We start from the raw sequence: 17,334 nt of genomic DNA on the forward strand, positions 1-17,334 counted from the left end.
TGCTCTAGGGCCTGTTAACACTATTTCAGAGCTATAACAATCAACGCAAAGACGACAAAGGCCAGGAACATGACATCGAGCTTATCGAAGCGAGTAAAAACACGGCGGAAGCCTTTGAGCCTCCTGAAAAGCCGTTCTACCTCATTACGTCTTTTGTATAGCTCTTTGTCATACTCCCACGGTTTCAGTCGGTTGGGATTGGGCGGCACCACCGGAGTGAAGCCCAACTCACGTCCCAAGCGAGTCGTTTCATTACCCTCATATGCGCCATCCATAAGCAAGCTGCACGGCGCTGGCATCGGCCCCAACTGGACAAGCAGCCTGCGCCCCTCGGGGGCATCGCCGGCGTTGCCGGGAGTGAGGCTGAAATTCAACGCGCATTCAGCATTCGCGGCAACCATATGAAGCTTGGTCGTCCAGCCGCCTCTGGACTTTCCGATGGACTGCGGACCTGTTTTTTTAAGGCCCCTGTTCCATCGGGATGAACCTTAACAATAGTACTGTCGAGAGAAACTGCTTCTATTTTAAGGCGGAGTATCTGCTCTTGTTGAAGGCGTTCAAATATACGGTCAAGAACTCCGTTCTTGCTCCAGCGGTTCATGCGCGTGTAGATGCTGTGCCAACAGCCAAAATTTTTCGGCAGTCCACGCCATTTACACCCATGCTCCGCAACGTACAGAATCGCATTCAACACCTGGAGATTGTCAAAACGGACATTACCTCTTTGGCGCGGGAAGCAGTCAGCGATTCTCTCATATTGTTCGCGAGTAATTTGCATAAGACATTCTTACGGAATACTCGCTCTTTGTCAAATAGTGTTAACAGGCCCTAGAGCAGATTAACCTTGAAATGCTGCGCATTCCAAAGTTAAAGACACGCTTACTCCGCCGCTTAGCTATGTTGTCCTCGCCCGTAAAGCTCGAAGACTCGCTAACGGGAGAGGCAACAGCGCAAATAACTTGCGCTTGCGGCTTCGTGGCGCGAGGCTGCTATCGCAGCCTCGTTAGAGCATTTCAAGGTCGAAATGCTCTAGGAACAGCCCCCGGAGATTGCCCATGCGCATTGCCGTAGCCGTGAGCGGCGGCGTGGACAGCCTCTGCGCCCTGCTGCTTCTGCGCCGGGCCGGGCACGATGTGCTGGCCCTGCACGGCTTCTTTCTGCCGGAACAGTCCCATCCCCGGCCCGGCGGCGCCTGTGATCCACTGCCGGGCCTTGAAGCCGCCTGCCGGGCCCTGGACATTCCCCTGCACACAGTGGATCTGCGCGCCGTTTTTCAGCGCGAGGTCATGATTCCCTTTGCCAGGTCCTATGCCGAAGGGCGCACGCCCAATCCCTGCGCGCGCTGCAACCGGGCCGTCAAATTCGGAGCCCTGCTGGACGCGGCCCTGGCTCTGGGCGCGGACAAGCTTGCTACCGGCCATTACGCCCGCCTGCTGCCGGGGCGCAACGGGGAGAAGGACGCGCCGCCGGTTCTGGCCGCCGCGCACGACAGGGCCAAAGATCAGAGTTATTTTCTCAGCCTGGTGCCCGCCGCGCGCCTGCGCCATGCCTTCTTTCCCCTGGCGGACCAGGACAAGGCCCGAAGCGTGGCCCTGGTAGCCGCTGCTGGTCTGGCCGTGCCCCTGCCCCGTGAAAGCCAGGACATCTGCTTCGTGCCGGAAAACGATGCCGCCTACCGGCCTTTTCTGACCGCGCAATGGCGCGTCCAAGGCCTGCCCCCCCCCCGGAGAAGGCCCGGTACTGCTGGCCTCAGAGCCCGGCGGTGCGACGGACGGCTTGCGCGAAATCGGACGGCATCAGGGTCTCTGGCGCTACACCGAGGGCCAGCGCAAGGGCCTGGGCATCGCCCACAGCGAGCCGCTGTATGTGCTGCGCAAGGACAGGGCGGGCAATGCCCTGATCGTGGGGCCGCGCGCCCTGCTGGGCATGCGCGCCTGCCTGACCGGCCCGGCCAATATTCTTGTGCCGCCGGAATATTGGCCCGAAGAAGTGCTGACCCGTCTGCGCCACCGCCAGCGGGCCGTCCCGGCCCAGGCAGTCCTGGACGGCGAGCGCTTGCGGATTACCTTGGAAGCGCCCCAGTTTCCCAGCGCGCCGGGCCAGGTGGCGGCCCTTTACGACGCCGGGGGCCGGGTGTTGGCCGGGGGCGTTGTGAAAGAAATCAGGTAAACTGAAATGCGGAAAATCTGTGCGCGGCAAACCCCATCCCATGCGTCTGGCTGAACAAAGGGCGACCTATCACTCCGTGCGGCAATTCCCCTCTTCCCGAACGACAAAAGGCCGGAGTTTTGCTCCGGCCTTTTGCAACAACGGGAATATGTGAAGACGGGCTTACCGGCCCTGTTCCATATCCTCGGTGAGGACCATCCGGCGCGCGGCCGCGGTTTCGTCCAGGCGGCGCACCGGCAGGCCGATAGGCGCGTCCGCCAGACTCTGCGGATCGGCGTTGCCCTGGGCGATGATCTCGTGCAGGGCATCCACATACGCGTCCAGAGTTTCCTTGCTTTCAGTTTCCGTGGGCTCGGCCATCAGGCATTCCTTGACGATCAGCGGGAAGTAGATGGTCGGCGCATGGAAGCCCCGGTCCAACAGGGCCTTGGCAATGTCCAGGGCGCGGGTGCCTTCGGGCGCGGAGGCCACGAACTCATGGGCGCAGAGCCGGTCGGCAAAGGGCACGTCCAGTATGTCTTCCAGGCGTTTTTTAAGGTAGTTGGCATTGAGCACCGCATATTCCGAAGCACGGGTCAGGCCTTCGCCGCCCAGGCGCAGCATGTAGGCCAAGGCTTTCACCACAACGCCGAAACTGCCGTAGAACGGCCCCATGTAGCCGATGGACCGGGGCAGATTGTAATCAAGATAATAGCTGCCGTCCTCGCGCAGGGCCACGCGCGGCGCGGGCAGGAAGGGCAGCAGGCGTTCGCCCACGCCCACCGGACCGGCGCCGGGGCCGCCGCCGCCGTGCGGGGTGCCCAAGGTCTTGTGCACATTGAGATGCACCACGTCAAAACCCACGTCGCCCACGCGCATCTTGCCCATAATGGCGTTCATGTTGGCGCCGTCGTAATAGAGCAACGCATCCACCTTGCGCAATTCTTCCACGATGCGCGGCAGGTACAGCTCCATGAGGCCCAGCGTGTTGGGGCAAGTCATCATCAGACCGGCCACGTCCTCGCCGTGCTCGGCAATGGCCGCGGCCAAGGCGTCCGGATCCACCATGCCGTCGCGGGACTCGATGTTCACGGTCTCAAAACCGGCCAGCGCGGCGGAAGCCGGATTGGTGCCGTGGGCCGCGTCCGGAATGAGCATCTTTTTGCGATTGCGGCCTTTGGCCTTGTGATAGGCCGCGATGAGCTTGACGCCCGTGAATTCGCCGTTGGCCCCGGCCATGGGCTGGAAGGTGAAGGCCTTCATGCCCGTGAGCTCGCACAGCCAGCGCTCGGCCTCATAGAGGCATTGCAGTGCGCCCTGCGTGCAGGCCGCCCCGCGCGAGAGCTGGGCCAGCAACGGATGCAGGCGGCTGAAGCCGGGCAGCGCGGCCACGTATTCGGTGAACTTGGGATTGTACTTCATGGTGCAGGAGCCAAGGGGATAAAAATTGGCGTCCACACTGTAGTTGAGCTTGGAAAGCCCGGTGAAGTGCCGCACCACGTCCAGCTCCGAACATTCGGGCAGACGCGGGGGATCTTTGCGCAGCAGACCGGCGGGCAGCATCTGCGCGGCCGTGGGCGCGTCGGAATCTATCTCCCAGGCGCGGCGGCCGGGCACGGATTTGGCGAAAATGGTTTTCACAGCAGACCTCCCACGGTTTCGGCCAGAAAGCCGATCTGGCGGCGGCTGTTGAGCTCGGTGCAGGCCAGCAGCAGCACGTTTTCCATGCCCGGATAGTAGCGGCCCACGGGATAGCCCGGCACGCAGCCGTGGCTGGTGAGCGTGTCCACCAAGGTTTCGGCGGGCATGGGCAGGCGCAGGGCCACTTCATTGCCGAAGGGCGCGTCGTTGAGCAGCTCCACGCCCTTGAGGGCCGTGAGCCGCTCCACGGCATAGCGGGCCAGCGCCATGTTGTTTTCCGCCAGGCGGGTCAGGCCTTCCGGTCCCAGCAGGCTCATGTGGATCAGGGCGCGCAGGGCGCAGAGAGCCTGGTTGGAGCAGATGTTGGATGTGGCCTTGGCGCGGCGGATGTGCTGCTCGCGGGCCTGGAGGGTCAGCACGTAGCCGGTTTTGCCGTCCAGATCCGTGGTGCGGCCCGCGATGCGGCCGGGGAACTGGCGGATGTGCTCTTTGCGGCAGGTCATGACGCCCAGATAGGGACCGCCGAAGGACAACGGCTGGCCCAGGCTCTGGGCCTCGGCCACGGCCACGTCGGCCCCCATTTCGCCGGGAGTTTTGAGCACGGCCTGCATGACCGGGTACACGGAGATGATGCCGAAGGCCTTGTGCGCGCGGGCCTTGGCGAAAAGTTCCGTATAGTCGGCCACCGCGCCGAAGAAGTTGGGATTCTGCACCAGCACGGCCGCACAGTTGTCGTCCACGGCGGCCATCAGCGCGTCCATGTCGCTCACGCCGTCACGCTGGCGCACGGTCTTCAGTTCCAGGTCCAGGCTGGACATATAGGTGCCGAGCATGACCCGCCAGATGGGGTTCACGGCCTCGTCCACCACCAGCACGCGCCGCCGGGTGGCGCGCACGGCCATCATGGCCGCTTCGAACAGGGCGGTGCCGCCGTCGTAGACCGAGGCGTTGGCGCAGTCCATGTCCAGCAGGCGGCTGATGGCCGTCTGGAATTCAAAAATGGCCTGCAGGGTGCCCTGGGAGCATTCCGCCTGGTAGGGCGTGTACGCGGTATAGAACTCGCTGCGTCCGGCCAGGGCGTCCACGGCCTTGGGGATCTGGTGGGCATAATAACCCGCGCCCAGGAAGGAGATCATTTCCGGACGGTTTTTGGCGGCCAGGTCCTCGAAATAGGCACAGACCGAGGCTTCACCCTGCCCCTTGGGCAGTTTGAAACTTTTGGGCCGCATGTCCTGCGGAATGTCGGCGAAAAGGTCATCCAGGGTGCGCACGCCGACCACGGAGAGCATTTCCTGGAGATCGTCCGGCGTATGGGGAATATAGGGCATGTTTACTCCTTTTTGAACCTGCCTTGCGGCTTGCCCTGCAACGTTGCGCGTCTTTTGCAAAACCAGTTAGTTTTACAAAACATATCCAAGGAACCGCTACGTCAATCAAAATGACATCAGCGCTTCCTTAGAAACAGCCCCGGAGCATTTCAAAGGAATCTGCTCAAGGGAAGCGCTGAGTAATGAAAATTTTTGTTCTCTGCCAAGGGCGGCGAACCGCGGGCGGAGGGAGTATATTCAAACCCGACCTTCGCACGGAATGAGCCGGACGCGGGCAGAGCGCAAAAAGACCATTACTCAGTATTTTCCTGGGAGCTGTTTCTAAATCAGGGAGTTTTGCCTTTCCAGCGAGGAAAACGAGCTTTTTACGACGGGAGTATACTCTTCTGGTATTCGGCCGGAGTGAAAAGCGACGTTTGACGAAGCCGGCAGACAAAAGAACCAATTTAGAAACAGCTCCTAGTGAGCCTCTGTTGCGCAGAAAGCCTCATACGCCGCCGCGTCCATCAGGCCCTCGGGCTTGCCGGACAGCTTCACGCGCACCAGCCAGCCTTCGCCGTAAGGATCGCTGTTGCATTTTTCCGGGGCATCCTCCAGAACGGCGTTCACCTCGGCCACTTCGCCGCTCACCGGCGAGACCAGGTCGCTGGCGGCCTTGACCGATTCCACGGAGCCGAATTCCTTGTCCACGGCCAGGGCGTCACCCGCCTGCGGCAGTTCCACATAGGTGATGTCGCCGAGGGATTCCTGGGCGAAATGGGTGATGCCGATAACGGCTTCGTCGCCTTCCAGGCGGGCCCATTCATGACTTTTGCTGTAGAGAAGATCGGCGGGAGCGTTGGACATGGTGTTTCCCCTTTACACTGCATAAAATGTGTTGGTTATGTGAAATCAAAAGCCTTGCGCGGGCAAAGGCTCCGCGCCTACTGCAATTTTTTGCGGGCCGTGCCTTCTTTGTAGAAAGGCAGATCCGCGCGGCGGGCCGCCAGTTCGCTGCGGGCCGTGCGGACCACGAAATCCGCATGTTCGGCCTGAGCCGCGTCCACCCAGGCAAAAGCGATGACGCAGCCCAGCGAGGGCGCAAAGGAACCGCTGGTCACCCGGCCCACTTCCGGGCCGCCGGGCAGAGCCAGAACGTCGCCGTGCCGCGCGGAACGGCGGCCTTCAATGCGCAGAGGCACCAGCACCTCGCGCACGCGCTGCGCGCCATCCTTGCCCACATAGTCGGCCGTGCTGGTCAGCATGCGGCCCATGCCCGCCTCGGCCGGAGAGTGTTTGTCGTCCAGATCGTGCCCGTAGAGGGGCAACCCGGCCTCCAGGCGCAAAGTGTCGCGCGCGCCGAGGCCCACGGGTTTGACCCGTTCGTCCTTGAGCAGGGCCGTCCAGAAGGCCTCGGCCTTGTCCCAGGGCAGATAAAGCTCAAAACCCAGTTCGCCGGTGTAGCCCGTGCGGCTGACCAGCAGAGGCGCGCCGTCAAAGGTCGTTTCTCGGAAGCCGAAATAGGGCAGGTCATGAAAATTCTCGTTGAGCGCGGCTTCCAGCACGCCCACGGACTCCGGCCCCTGCAGGTCGACCTTGGCCGTGACGGCGGAAAGGTCGGTGAGGGCCACGCTTTGGGGCAGGCGCTCGCGCAGAGCCGCAAAATCCCCGGCTGCGCAGGCCGCGTTGACCACGATCATGAAAACGTCCGGGCCGAAGCGATAAATGATGCAATCGTCCAGCACGCCGCCTTCGGCGTTGAGCAGAAAGCCGTAACGGCATTTGCCCGGCGCAAGGGTGGCCAGGTTGTGGCTCACCGCGCGGGACAGCGCCTCATCCGCGCCCGGCCCCTCAATGCGGAATTCGCCCATATGGCAGATGTCGAAAAGACCGGCATGCTGACGGGTGTGTTGATGCTCGATCAGAATGCCCTCGTACTGGATGGGCATGAGCCAACCGGCGAAAGGCGCCATTTTGGCCCCGTAGGCCTCATGCCAGGAAGTGAGCGGCGTACGCAGTTCCGACATGGATTCTCCTTTGCTGCAGTGTCTTCAACGCGGCCGTAAGCGGCCGGAGCCCGTCGGGCAGCCTGTGATGGGCGCGTGTACTTTACCATGTCCGGAGGCGGGGCACAAGAAGCCCGGCATGCCGCGCAAACCTGACAACGCGGCAAAAAAGACGTCGGGGCCGTCGCCCAAGGCGCCTTGACCCTTGCGGCATATGGAGCATAAGAAAATGAATTGCCCGGACATGCGCGGGTTCTTCGACAGCCTCCTTTTCAAGCGCCTTCTTTCGGAAACATTACATGCCCAAGGTCCGCCCTCTGCATTTCCCGGTCTTTTTGACCGGCGTGCTGCTTACCATCGCCTTCGTCGCCTATGCCGCGTGGTCCTCGGCCGATCATCGGCGGACGGACGCCCTGCACACCGCCGAAGTGTACAGCGCTCGCCTGGAAACGCTGATGGGCGGGCTTTTTCACAAAACCGACGTGCTGGAATCCGTGATCATCGCCGGACACGGGCACATACCGGAAACAGTCTTTGAGGATCTGGCCAGATCGCTGGCCGACGGCGCGGGCATCCGGGCCGTCCAGTATCTGCCGGACGGCGTCGTGACCTATTGCTATCCCCGCGAGGGCAATGAAGCGGTCATGGGCACAAGCGTTTTCACCAACCCCAAACGCCGGGCCGATGCTCTGCTGGCCGTCAACAGCCGCAGCATTGTTTTATCGGGCCCATACAGCCTTTTCCAAGGCGGCCTGGGACTGGTGGCGCGCAATCCCATTTTTCTGACCGAGGCCGACGGGCGGGAAAAATTCTGGGGGTTCGCGGCGTTGATCCTGGACCTGCCCGAGGCCCTGAAACCGGTCTTTCTGGACGCGTTGCGGCAGGAGGGCTACGCCTACCGCCTGCACTGCCGGGGGGAACACGGCGATGACCTGACAATCGCCCAGAGCGGCGTCATGCCCTCCGGACGGCCTGTGGACTACGGCATCCAGGTGCCCAACCATGCCTGGACGCTCAGCCTTGCCCCGGAAGGCGGCTGGGTAGACACAAGGGAGCTCCCCCTTCAACTGGGCCTGGGCTTCGTCATCAGCGGGCTGTGCGCCGTCGTGGCGCACCAGCGGCGGGAAAAGGAACGCCTGCTGCGCCAAGCCGCGGAGACTGACGATCTGACCGGCCTGTACAACCGCCGCAAGCTGAACCGGGTGGTGGATGCGCTCTGCCGCGCGCCGCAGCCCGCGCACTTTGTGTTTCTGTATATGGACCTGAACGCGTTCAAAGCCTGCAACGACACGCTGGGCCATTTCTGGGGGGATACGGTACTCAAGGAGTTCGCGCGGCGCCTGCGCTCCGCCCTGGGGCCCCAGGCAGCTCTTGCCCGCGTGGGCGGCGACGAATTCGCGGCCGTGGTCGTCACGGGCGGCGGCCGGGACGCGGTGCCGGAACTGCTGCGGCGCATCCGGGAAAGTCTGCGCGAACCGGTCCTGCTCGACGGCATGCCCGCAGGGATCTCCAGCAGCACGGGCTGGGCGGAATTTCCCGCCGAGGGCAAGAATTATGACGCGCTGATGAAAACGGCCGACGCCCGGATGTATGAGGACAAACGGCGGCATGGAGCCGAACGGGCGTGCGGGAGCGCCCAAGCCTGAACGCCGCCCGCGCGGCGGCGCCAGAGCGGATCAACGTTAAAATGCTCTCATCGCGCCCGGCGGCGGTGGAAGCCAATGCGTTCTTATTCCGCAAAAAAGCGGCGCATTTCCTCCGGATCGCAGCCGCTGAAATACAATTCCCAAGGCACGTCTTCCAGGGCTTCGGCCAAGGCTCCGGGCTCATACTGCAACCCGGCAAGCATGTTTTCCAGATCCTCGATTTCGGCATTGGCGAAGAAATCGCCGTAAATCCGGCAATCCGCGATCCGACCGTTGCGCACGCTCAGCCGCAGGTTCACACCGCCCCAGGGAAAACGGCGGCGCTTTTCCTCGGTGAAGGCCGGCGAAGCGCCGTAGTTCCAGCTCCACTGCCGGTATTTGCTGTCGGCCAGAGCCTGGGCCGCGGCGTAATCCCCCATGTCCAGACGGGCGGCGCTTGCGGCGCAATGGCGCAGCAGGCAACATTTGAGCGTGCCCATGTCCGTGCCCGGCGTCCAGCATTCGGAAAGATTGCAGACCCTGGCCCGTACCGAGGCCACGCCCTTGGAGCGGATTTTCTCCGGATCCACGCTCAACGCCTCGCTCAGGCGCCCGAAATCCACGTCCACCAGCAGGGTGCCGTGGTGCAGCACCTTGCCCCGGTGAATCCGCTGGCCGCTGCCCGATATCTTGCGTCCGTCCACTTCCAGGTCATTGCGGCCCGAAATTTCGGCCCGCACCCCCACATCGTACAGGGCTTCGCGCACCGGTTCCAGGTAACGCCGGAAATTCACCCGCTCCTGGCCGTTGGCGTTTTCAATGAAGGAAAAATTGAGATTGCCCGTATCATGGTAGACCGCGCCGCCGCCGGTGATGCGCCGTACCACCGGCAGATTTTCGCGCCGTACGAAATCGGCGTTGACTTCCTCGGCGGTGCACTGGTGGCGGCCCACAATAATGGAAGGGCCATTCTGCCAGAGCATGAAAAGTCCGGGATGTTCCGGCGGCAGGGAATCAAAAAGCCGCTCTTCAAGAGCCAGATTAAAAGCGGGGTCCAGCGAAGAAAATGTCAGAAATTCCATGGCGGCCTCGTCATGCCCCTGGTATCCGGCCTGTCCGGGGCGCGTCACGGTGGCATACGCGCCGCTGAACAGGATCGCAGGCATCGGTCATTAGAGTATACTATGCTGAGCAGTCAGACATTTTCAATGCCAAAACGCCCTGATTCAGCTTGAAAAAGCGGCGTGCGTTTTCCCCGCAGGCCAGCCAGAGTTCTTCCGGCGCGACGCCGCGCGCCTCGGCCACAGCCCTGGCGGTGAACACTGTCAGGGCCGGTTCGTTGCGCTTGCCGCGCCAGGGTATGGGTGAAAGATAGGGGGAGTCGGTTTCCAGCAGCAGGCGGTCCGCCGGAATGATCGCCGCGGCCTGACGCAACGCCGCATTGGCCGGGTAGGTCGCCGGGCCGGGCACGGAAATGTGCCAGCCGTTGTCCAGAATGCGGCGGGCCAGAGCCGGGCCGCCCCCGAAGCAGTGCCAGAGCAGCGGATATCCGGCAAAACCGCGCGCCTCCAGGGTCATGAGACATTCGTCCTCGGCCTCGCGGCAGTGAATGACCACGGGGGCGTCCAGCTCGCGGGCCAGATCCAGCTGTTCAGTGAACGCCTTGAACTGCAACTCCTTGGGGCAGTCCTGCCAGTGGAAGTCCAGGCCGATTTCGCCCACGGCCCGCAGGCGCGGCTCCGTCGCAAAGGCCGCGCGCATGGCCGCCAGGCTCTCCGGCGTGCAGTTCCGCCCGTCGCAGGGATGGATGCCCAGCAGAAAAAAGACTTCCGGATGCTTGTCGAACAAAGCCCGGCGCGCGACGAAATCATCAGGCCCCAGAAAGACGTTGCCCACGTTGGCCAGCCCTGCCGCGCGGGCCCGGGCCAGAACATCCTCACGGTCCGGATCGAAGTCCGGATCGTCCAGATGCGCGTGGCTGTCCACCCCGCCCAGGGGCAAAGCCCGGCTCAGGGGGTCAATACGCTCCACTTTTTTGTGTCCCATGCGTAACCTCGCGGGGAAACATAGCAATGCTCCGGCAACGAGGCAAGTAAAGCGGGAACCACGCGGCACGGCCGTCGGGCGGCATTGCCAGCGGCGGGCATTGAGAGTAATATATCTGCATTACGGGCACCGCCGCCTGAACGCGGCGGCGTCCGGCTACAGTCTTTCCGGGGGAAACATGCATCTGCGTAAACGGGTTCTGGTCACCGGCGGTTCGGGCTTTCTGGGGTCGCACCTCTGCGAGCGTCTGCTCGATCAGGGGCACGAAGTGATCTGCGTGGACAATTTCTTTTCCAGCGCGCGGGCCAATGTGGAAGAGTTCATGGACAACAAGCGCTTTGAGCTGATCCGCCACGACGTCACCTTCCCGCTCTACGTGGAGGTGGACGAGATTTACAATCTGGCCTGCCCGGCCTCGCCCGTGCATTATCAGCACGACCCGGTGCAGACCATCAAGACCTGCGTGCACGGGGCCATCAATATGCTCGGCCTGGCCAAGCGGCTGGGCGCGCGCATCTATCAGGCCTCCACCAGCGAGGTATACGGCGATCCGGAAGTGCATCCGCAGACCGAGGACTACTGGGGCCATGTGAATCCCAACGGCATCCGTTCCTGCTACGATGAAGGCAAGCGCTGCGCCGAGGCGCTCTTTTTCGCCTACCGGCGGCAGGGCAACCTGCCCATCAAAGTGGGCCGCATCTTCAATACATACGGTCCCAAGATGCATCCCAACGACGGCCGCGTGGTGTCCAACTTCATCATCCAGGCCCTGAAAAACGAACCCATCACCATTTACGGCGACGGCAGCCAGACCCGTTCCTTCTGCTATGTGGACGACCTAGTGGAGTGCATGCTGCGTTTCATGGCCTCGTCCGACGACTTCACCGGCCCCATGAACATGGGCAATCCCGGCGAATTCACCATCAGGGAACTGGCTGAAAAGGTGGTGGCCCTTACCGGCAGCGGTTCGGTCATCAGCTATGAACCCTTGCCCGGAGACGATCCCAAGCAGCGGCGGCCCGATATTTCCCTGGCCCGGAAGATGCTGGGCTGGGAGCCCGTGGTGCCCCTGGAAGAAGGCCTGAAAAAAACCGTTGCCTACTTCGAGGGACAGTTGCGGCAGGGCTTGGCGTAGCCCGGCCGAGAACATCCGGAACAGCGCATGGAACTCTTTCTCACGGCCCTTCTGATTCTGGCGGGGACGGCGCTGGCGACGGGCCTGCTGGCCATCGCGGCGGCCCTGCGGCCTTTTGGCGCGGCCTGGGGACGGGCCGTCAACCGGTTCGGCTCGCTGGGCGCGGCCTTGGGGTGCCTGATAGGGCTCTGCGCCCTGGCCGTCGGCCCCTGGGAGGCCGTCGACAGTCTGTCGCCGGCCCTGCCTTGGGGACTGCCCGTGGGCGCGTGCGTCCTGGGTCTGGACTCCTTGAGCCGCCTTTTTCTGCTGCCGGTTTTCGGCCTGGGACTGGTCTGCGCCCTTTCCGGCGGCCTCTCCCTGCGGCACGTTTCGCCGCGTATACACAATCTGGGCGCGCACTGGTTCTTTTATCTGCTTCTGCTGCTGGGCATGGCCCTGGTCATGAGCGCGCGCGACGCCGTGCTTTTTCTGCTGGCCTGGGAAATCATGTCCCTGGCTCCTTTCTTTCTGATTGATTTCAACGACGGCGACAGCAAGGTGCGCGACGCCTCCTGGGTCTATCTGGTGGCCGCGCATTTGGGGGCCGTGGCCCTGATCGCCTTTTTCGGCCTGCTCTGGCAGAGCTCGGGCGTCACGGCGCTGGACGCGCTTCGCGACGGCGCGGCCCTGCGCGCGGCCGGGCCGGGCGTCATGACCGCGCTGTTCCTGCTGGCCGTGCTGGGCTTCGGGGCCAAGGCCGGGCTCGCGCCCCTGCACGTCTGGCTGCCCGAGGCCCATCCCGCCGCGCCCAGCCATGTCTCGGCCCTGCTGTCCGGGGCCATGATCAACGCCGGACTGTACGGGCTGATCCGCAGTCTGGGCATACTGGCGGCTCCAGGCGCCGCGCCCGAATGGTGGGGCTGGTGTCTGCTTCTGCTGGGCCTGGGCACCGGCCTGATGGGCATTCTGAAAGCGCTGGCCCAGAGCAACCTCAAGCGCCTGCTGGCTTATTCCAGCGTGGAGAACATGGGCCTCATGTTCATGGGCGTGGGGGCCGGGCTCATCGGCCAGGCCTCGGGCAACGCCTGGATCGCCCTGCTGGGCTTCGCGGGCGCACTGCTGCACATGCTCAACCACGCGGGTTTTAAGGGCCTGCTCTTTCTCTGCGCGGGCGAAGTGCTGCACGCCACGGGCACGGTGCGCATGGAACTGCTGGGCGGCTTGCAGAAGCGTCTGCCCCTGCTGGGCGCGGCCTTCGCCCTGGGCGCGGCGGCCATCGCCTGCCTGCCGCCCCTGAGCGGTTTTGCCGGAGAATTTGTGCTGGCCCTTTCCATGCTGGACGGCCCGACCCTGCCCGGCGTGGAGCGGCAGATGGGCCTGCTGCTGGCCCTGACGGGTCTGGCCCTGATCAGCGGCCTGGCCGCCGCCCTCTATGCCAAGGCTTACGGCATGACGTTTCTGGGCGAGGCCCGCACGGGCTTCGCGGCCAATGCCCACGCCGTCTCCTGGCGCACGCTCTGGCCGCTGTCCCTGCCCGCCCTGGCCTGCGTGGCGGGCGGCCTGCTGGCCCCGAGCTTTTTCGGCCTGGCCGCGCAAACTGCCCTGCACGCCGTCCCCCCGCCGCAAGGTCTGATTCCCGGCGCGCTGGAAGTCCAGGCCCAGGCGAGCGGGAGCCTCGGCATGGTTTCCATGCTGGGCGGGGGTGGCCTGCTGCTGTCCCTGGCGCTGCTGCTGGGCCGCAAATGGCTGCTGCGGCGGCGCGGCGCGGCGGCGCAAATGGAGCGGACGGAGCAGACATGGGGCTGCGGCTTTCAGGCGGGTTCAGCGCGCATCCAGTATACGGACGCCTCCTTTTCCGAGCCGCTGGCGCGGATTTTCGCCCCAGCCATGGGGCTCAAGGTTCGCCGCCCGATGATCGAGGGGCTTTTCCCCGGCCGGGCCGGGCTGAGCGTGACCGCGCCGGATCGTCTGCGCAGCGGTCTGTTCACGCCCCTGTTCGAAGCCGTGGAACGCCTCTGTAATGCCTGTAAAATCATCCAGCACGGCAAGATTCATCTGTATATCCTCTATATTCTGGCCACGGTGGTGGGCCTGCTGATATGGGGGCTGGGCGTATGAGCCAGAACATTTCCGCCTATCTCGTCCAGCTGCTGCTGGCCCTGGCCCTGGCCCCGCTGCTGCCCGGCATCATCAATCGGGTCAAGGCCAAGACGGCCGGGCGCAGGGGCAAGCCCCTGCTGCAAACCTACTATGATCTGGCCCGGCTGCTGCGCAAGGGCGAGGTCATCAGCCGCACCGCCACCTGGACCTTCGCCGCCGGGCCCGGCGTGGCGCTGGCCGCCACGCTCTGCGCTCTGGCCCTGCTGCCCCTGGGCGGCGCGCCCTCGCCGCTGGGTTTCAGCGGGGACTTTCTGCTGGCCGCCTATCTGCTGGGCATGGGGCGCTTCGCCCTGATTCTGGCGGCCTTGGATACGGGCTCCTCCTTCGAGGGCATGGGTGCCAGCCGTGAAGCCGCCTTTTCGGCTCTGGCCGAACCCGTTCTGTTTCTGGCCTTTCTGGTGCTGACCAGCCTGAGCCTCGACCTGCACCACGGCCTGGACCCGGCCGCGTCCTTCTCCCTGTCGGGCATGTTCGGCGGACAGGCCGCCGGGGCCTGGCTGCTGGGCCGCGCGGAGCTGTTGCTGATTCCGGCGGTGTTCTTTGTGCTGTTGCTGGTGGAGAACTGCCGCATCCCGGTGGACGACCCCAACACCCATCTGGAACTGACCATGATCCACGAGGCCATGGTGCTGGACCACTCCGGCCCCAACCTGGCCATGATCATATATGGGGCGGCGCTCAAGCTCTGGTTTTTCGCGGCGCTCATCGCCGGGTTGCTGGTGCCGCCGCTGCCGCTCTGGCAGCAGGCCGGTCTGTGGCTGGCCGTCATTCCGGGACTGGCGGCGGTGGTGGGCGTGGTGGAATCCGTCATGGCCCGCCTGCGCCTGACGCGCGTCCCCCAGCTGTTGGGCGGCACGGCGGCTCTGGCGGCCCTGGCCCTGATTCTGACCCAGGTTCGCTGAAATGCGCGGCGTTTCAACGATAGAGCATTTTGCGCTTGAAATTATCGCGTAACGGCGAAGTAAATTCGCCTTGCGATACTTTCGCGGTACGGATTTTCACGGAAAATCCGCACAGAGCGTTAAGATATTTTCAATATCAAAACGCTCTAAGCTGTTCCAGGCGAGGCGGACAATGACCACGACGTTCCTCCCCACAGTGCTTTTTCTGCTGCTGCTCAACAATCTTCTGCTGCTGGGCGCGCCGCGTCTGCCGGCTCTGATCCGGCTCACGGCTTTTCAGGGCATTCTGCTGGCGGCCCTGCTGCTGTGTCTGGATCATGCCCTGCTGGCCGGAGCCGTGCTGCTGATCAAGGGCCTGCTGCTGCCCGGCCTGCTCACGCGCACCCGGAAGCGCCTGCGCGCCGGGGCGGGCCTCAGGCCCCGCCTGCACATCGGGCTGGGCATTCTGGCGGGCATGTCCGGGCTGGTCTTCTCGTTCTGGCTGGAGGCCCGGCTGTCCATCCTGCCGGGGCTTTTTCCGCCGCTGCTGCTGCCCACGGCCCTGACCACTCTGTTCTGTGGGCTGATCCTGGTCGTGGGGAGGACCACGGCCCTTTCGCAGGTCATCGGCTATCTGGTGGCGGAAAACGGCATTTTTCTGCTGGGCGTGCCGCTGATGACCGCAGGCGCGGTCTGGTTCGAACTGGCCCTGTTGCTGGACATTTTTGTGGCGGTTTTCGTCATGGGCATCGCCATCAATCACATCGGCGAAACCTTTGAATCCATTGACGTGGGGCGCTTTCGCAGCCTCAGGGACTAGACGCGCATGCTGGAAGCTCTGCTTTTTCTCCCGCTCGGCGCGGGCCTGATCATGCTGCTGGTGGGCAACGCCGCCTTCTGCCGGGGACTGTTGCCGCTCACGGCTCTTGGGCACGTCACGCTGTCTCTGCTGACCGTTGCGCGCGTGGCGCGAGGCGAACAGCCCTGCGCTCTGGGCGGCCTGCTGGCCCCGGACGCGCTGGGTGCGCTTTTTCTGGCGCTGGCCAGCCTGCTGTTTCTGGCGGCCTCCATCTACGCCGTGGGCTATCTGCGTGAAGAGGAAAACTTTGAGGAACGCACCTGCATCCAGGACGGCCGCCCCTTCACCAACGCCCCGGAGCGCCGCTTCACGGCCTGTCTCTGCTTCTTTCTGGCGGCCATGAGCCTGGTGACCACTACCCCGCATCTGGGCGCGCTCTGGGTGGGCATAGAAGCCACCACCCTCTCCAGCGCGCCGCTGATCTATTTTCACCGCCACCGCCATTCGTTGGAAGCCACCTGGAAATATCTGATCATCTGTTCCGTGGGCATCGCCCTGGCGCTGCTGGGCAATATCCTGCTTTCCGTGGCCTTTTACGCACCTGACGGAAGCGGCATCCCGGCCGGGGACATGGACCAGGTCGGCTGGTTCATCCGGCACGCGAATACGGCCGCGCAACCCTGGCTCAAGGCGGCCTTCATCTTTCTGCTGGTGGGCTACGGCACCAAGATGGGCCTCGCGCCCCTGCACAACTGGCTGCCCGACGCCCACAGCCAGGCCCCGTCCCTGGTGTCGGCCCTGCTTTCCGGCGCACTGCTCAACTGCGCCCTGTTGGGCATCCTGCGCGGGCACCAAATCATGCTGGCGGCGGATCTGGGCGATTTCAGCGGCGGCCTGCTGGTCTTTTTCGGCCTGCTCTCTCTGATCACGGCGGCCATTTTCATCGTGGGGCAGGGCCATTACAAGCGCCTGCTGGCCTACTCCAGCGTGGAGCACATGGGCATTCTGGCCCTGGGCGCGGGCCTGGGCGGCTTGGCGGCCCAGGGCGCGCTGTTGCATGCGGTCTGCCACTCCCTGACCAAATGCATGCTCTTTCTGCTGGCGGGCAACATCCTGGCCCGTTATCACACCTTTTCCAGCTATGACATACGCGGCCTGCGCTGGACCATGCCCGTCACCGGCGCGCTCTGGACGGCGGGTTTTCTGGCCGTGGCCGGTTCGCCGCCCTTCGGCATCTTCGTCAGCGAATTCCTGATTCTCAAGGGCATGCTGGCCCAAGACTCCTACGGCGTGGCCGCCGCCTATCTGACGGCTCTGGCCGTGATTTTCGTGGGCATGTCCGTGGCCGTGCTGCGCATGGTGCAGGGCAACCGGCCCCCGGACTTGCCGAGGAGCCGACACGAGACCTTGCTGAGCGTGCTGCCGCCCCTGGCTCTCTGTCTGGCCGTACTGACGCTGGGCCTCTGGGTGCCCGACCGGCTGTGGCATTTTCTGCAACGCGGCGCGGCGCTTATCGACGGCTAGAGCGTTTTGATATTGAAAATATCTCAACGCTCCGTGCGGATTTTCCGTGAAAATTCGCACCGCGAAAGTATCGCAAGGCAGAT

At 63.8% G+C, this 17,334-nt stretch carries 13 protein-coding genes and 1 pseudogene; 7 read left to right on the forward strand and 7 right to left on the reverse strand.

Annotation, left to right across the window (positions count from 1 at the left end; translation table 11 throughout):
- Positions 1-20: 20 nt before the first annotated feature.
- Positions 21-778, reverse strand: a protein-coding gene (locus HMPREF0326_RS16510; protein ID WP_147568320.1) for an IS5 family transposase whose coding sequence is annotated in 2 segments (ribosomal slippage) — positions 21-454 and positions 454-778 — 759 coding nt in all. Because the reading frame shifts where the segments join, the coding sequence is not laid out codon by codon here.
- A gap of 277 nt (positions 779-1,055) precedes the next feature.
- Between HMPREF0326_RS16510 and mnmA the strand changes: the two are divergent.
- A pseudogene (mnmA, locus tag HMPREF0326_RS17565) lies at positions 1,056-2,169 on the forward strand (tRNA 2-thiouridine(34) synthase MnmA).
- A gap of 162 nt (positions 2,170-2,331) precedes the next feature.
- Here the strand turns inward: mnmA and gcvPB are convergent.
- From gcvPB to gcvT, 4 genes are all read right to left on the reverse strand, one after another.
- A complete protein-coding gene (gene gcvPB, locus HMPREF0326_RS00165) occupies positions 2,332-3,789 on the reverse strand; it encodes an aminomethyl-transferring glycine dehydrogenase subunit GcvPB (protein ID WP_008681766.1) in 1,458 nt (485 codons plus the stop codon).
- A complete protein-coding gene (gcvPA, locus tag HMPREF0326_RS00170; RefSeq protein WP_008681767.1) occupies positions 3,786-5,117 on the reverse strand; it encodes an aminomethyl-transferring glycine dehydrogenase subunit GcvPA in 1,332 nt (443 codons plus the stop codon). The genes gcvPB and gcvPA overlap by 4 nt, the downstream gene beginning before the upstream one ends.
- 459 nt (positions 5,118-5,576) lie before the next feature.
- On the reverse strand, positions 5,577-5,963 hold the full coding sequence (gcvH, locus tag HMPREF0326_RS00175; protein WP_008681768.1) for a glycine cleavage system protein GcvH: 387 nt from the start codon (positions 5,961-5,963) through the stop codon (positions 5,577-5,579).
- 77 nt (positions 5,964-6,040) lie between these two features.
- Entirely contained in the window at positions 6,041-7,123 is a 1,083-nt protein-coding gene (gene gcvT / locus HMPREF0326_RS00180) for a glycine cleavage system aminomethyltransferase GcvT (protein ID WP_008681769.1), read from the reverse strand.
- A gap of 278 nt (positions 7,124-7,401) precedes the next feature.
- Here gcvT and HMPREF0326_RS00185 point away from each other — a divergent pair, with 278 nt between their 5' ends.
- Positions 7,402-8,748 carry a diguanylate cyclase domain-containing protein gene (locus tag HMPREF0326_RS00185; protein ID WP_009302927.1) on the forward strand — a complete coding sequence of 449 codons (1,347 nt, stop codon included), beginning with the start codon at positions 7,402-7,404 and terminating at the stop codon, positions 8,746-8,748.
- Positions 8,749-8,831: 83 nt separating this feature from the next.
- Here HMPREF0326_RS00185 and HMPREF0326_RS00190 read toward each other — a convergent pair whose 3' ends face one another.
- The gene (locus HMPREF0326_RS00190; protein WP_020990091.1) at positions 8,832-9,893 is read right to left on the reverse strand and encodes a lipoate--protein ligase; all 1,062 of its coding nucleotides are present in this window, start codon (positions 9,891-9,893) and stop codon (positions 8,832-8,834) included.
- A 16-nt stretch (positions 9,894-9,909) separates the two neighbouring features.
- A complete protein-coding gene (locus HMPREF0326_RS00195; RefSeq protein WP_008681774.1) occupies positions 9,910-10,773 on the reverse strand; it encodes a TatD family hydrolase in 864 nt (287 codons plus the stop codon).
- Positions 10,774-10,951: 178 nt separating this feature from the next.
- Here HMPREF0326_RS00195 and HMPREF0326_RS00200 point away from each other — a divergent pair, with 178 nt between their 5' ends.
- From HMPREF0326_RS00200 to HMPREF0326_RS00220, 5 genes are all read left to right on the forward strand, one after another.
- Positions 10,952-11,908, forward strand: a complete 957-nt coding sequence (locus HMPREF0326_RS00200; protein ID WP_008681776.1) for a UDP-glucuronic acid decarboxylase family protein — start codon at positions 10,952-10,954, stop codon at positions 11,906-11,908.
- A gap of 27 nt (positions 11,909-11,935) precedes the next feature.
- The gene (locus HMPREF0326_RS00205; RefSeq protein ID WP_020990092.1) at positions 11,936-14,005 is read left to right on the forward strand and encodes a proton-conducting transporter transmembrane domain-containing protein; all 2,070 of its coding nucleotides are present in this window, start codon (positions 11,936-11,938) and stop codon (positions 14,003-14,005) included.
- Positions 14,002-14,949, forward strand: a complete 948-nt coding sequence (locus HMPREF0326_RS00210) for a respiratory chain complex I subunit 1 family protein (protein ID WP_009302919.1) — start codon at positions 14,002-14,004, stop codon at positions 14,947-14,949. Before HMPREF0326_RS00205 ends, HMPREF0326_RS00210 begins: the two co-directional genes overlap by 4 nt.
- Positions 14,950-15,121: 172 nt before the next feature.
- A complete protein-coding gene (locus HMPREF0326_RS00215; protein WP_008681780.1) occupies positions 15,122-15,748 on the forward strand; it encodes a hydrogenase-4 component E in 627 nt (208 codons plus the stop codon).
- Between the two features lie 6 nt (positions 15,749-15,754).
- The gene (locus HMPREF0326_RS00220) at positions 15,755-17,251 is read left to right on the forward strand and encodes a proton-conducting transporter transmembrane domain-containing protein (protein ID WP_008681782.1); all 1,497 of its coding nucleotides are present in this window, start codon (positions 15,755-15,757) and stop codon (positions 17,249-17,251) included.
- Positions 17,252-17,334: the final 83 nt, after the last annotated feature.

The organism is Desulfovibrio sp. 3_1_syn3 (assembly GCF_000145315.2).
In the GTDB taxonomy this organism is placed as follows: Bacteria; Desulfobacterota; Desulfovibrionia; order Desulfovibrionales; family Desulfovibrionaceae; genus Desulfovibrio; species Desulfovibrio fairfieldensis.

Coding starts and splice junctions, on each gene's coding strand:
- HMPREF0326_RS00205 (WP_020990092.1), top strand. CDS start 11,936: ATGGAACTCTTTCTCACGGCCCTTCTGATTCTGGCGGGGACGGCGCTG.
- HMPREF0326_RS00195 (WP_008681774.1), bottom strand. CDS start 10,773: ATGGGACACAAAAAAGTGGAGCGTATTGACCCCCTGAGCCGGGCTTTG.
- HMPREF0326_RS00190 (WP_020990091.1), bottom strand. CDS start 9,893: ATGCCTGCGATCCTGTTCAGCGGCGCGTATGCCACCGTGACGCGCCCC.
- HMPREF0326_RS00200 (WP_008681776.1), top strand. CDS start 10,952: ATGCATCTGCGTAAACGGGTTCTGGTCACCGGCGGTTCGGGCTTTCTG.
- HMPREF0326_RS00185 (WP_009302927.1), top strand. CDS start 7,402: ATGCCCAAGGTCCGCCCTCTGCATTTCCCGGTCTTTTTGACCGGCGTG.
- HMPREF0326_RS00220 (WP_008681782.1), top strand. CDS start 15,755: ATGCTGGAAGCTCTGCTTTTTCTCCCGCTCGGCGCGGGCCTGATCATG.
- HMPREF0326_RS00215 (WP_008681780.1), top strand. CDS start 15,122: ATGACCACGACGTTCCTCCCCACAGTGCTTTTTCTGCTGCTGCTCAAC.
- gcvT (WP_008681769.1), bottom strand. CDS start 7,123: ATGTCGGAACTGCGTACGCCGCTCACTTCCTGGCATGAGGCCTACGGG.
- gcvPA (WP_008681767.1), bottom strand. CDS start 5,117: ATGCCCTATATTCCCCATACGCCGGACGATCTCCAGGAAATGCTCTCC.
- HMPREF0326_RS00210 (WP_009302919.1), top strand. CDS start 14,002: ATGAGCCAGAACATTTCCGCCTATCTCGTCCAGCTGCTGCTGGCCCTG.
- gcvH (WP_008681768.1), bottom strand. CDS start 5,963: ATGTCCAACGCTCCCGCCGATCTTCTCTACAGCAAAAGTCATGAATGG.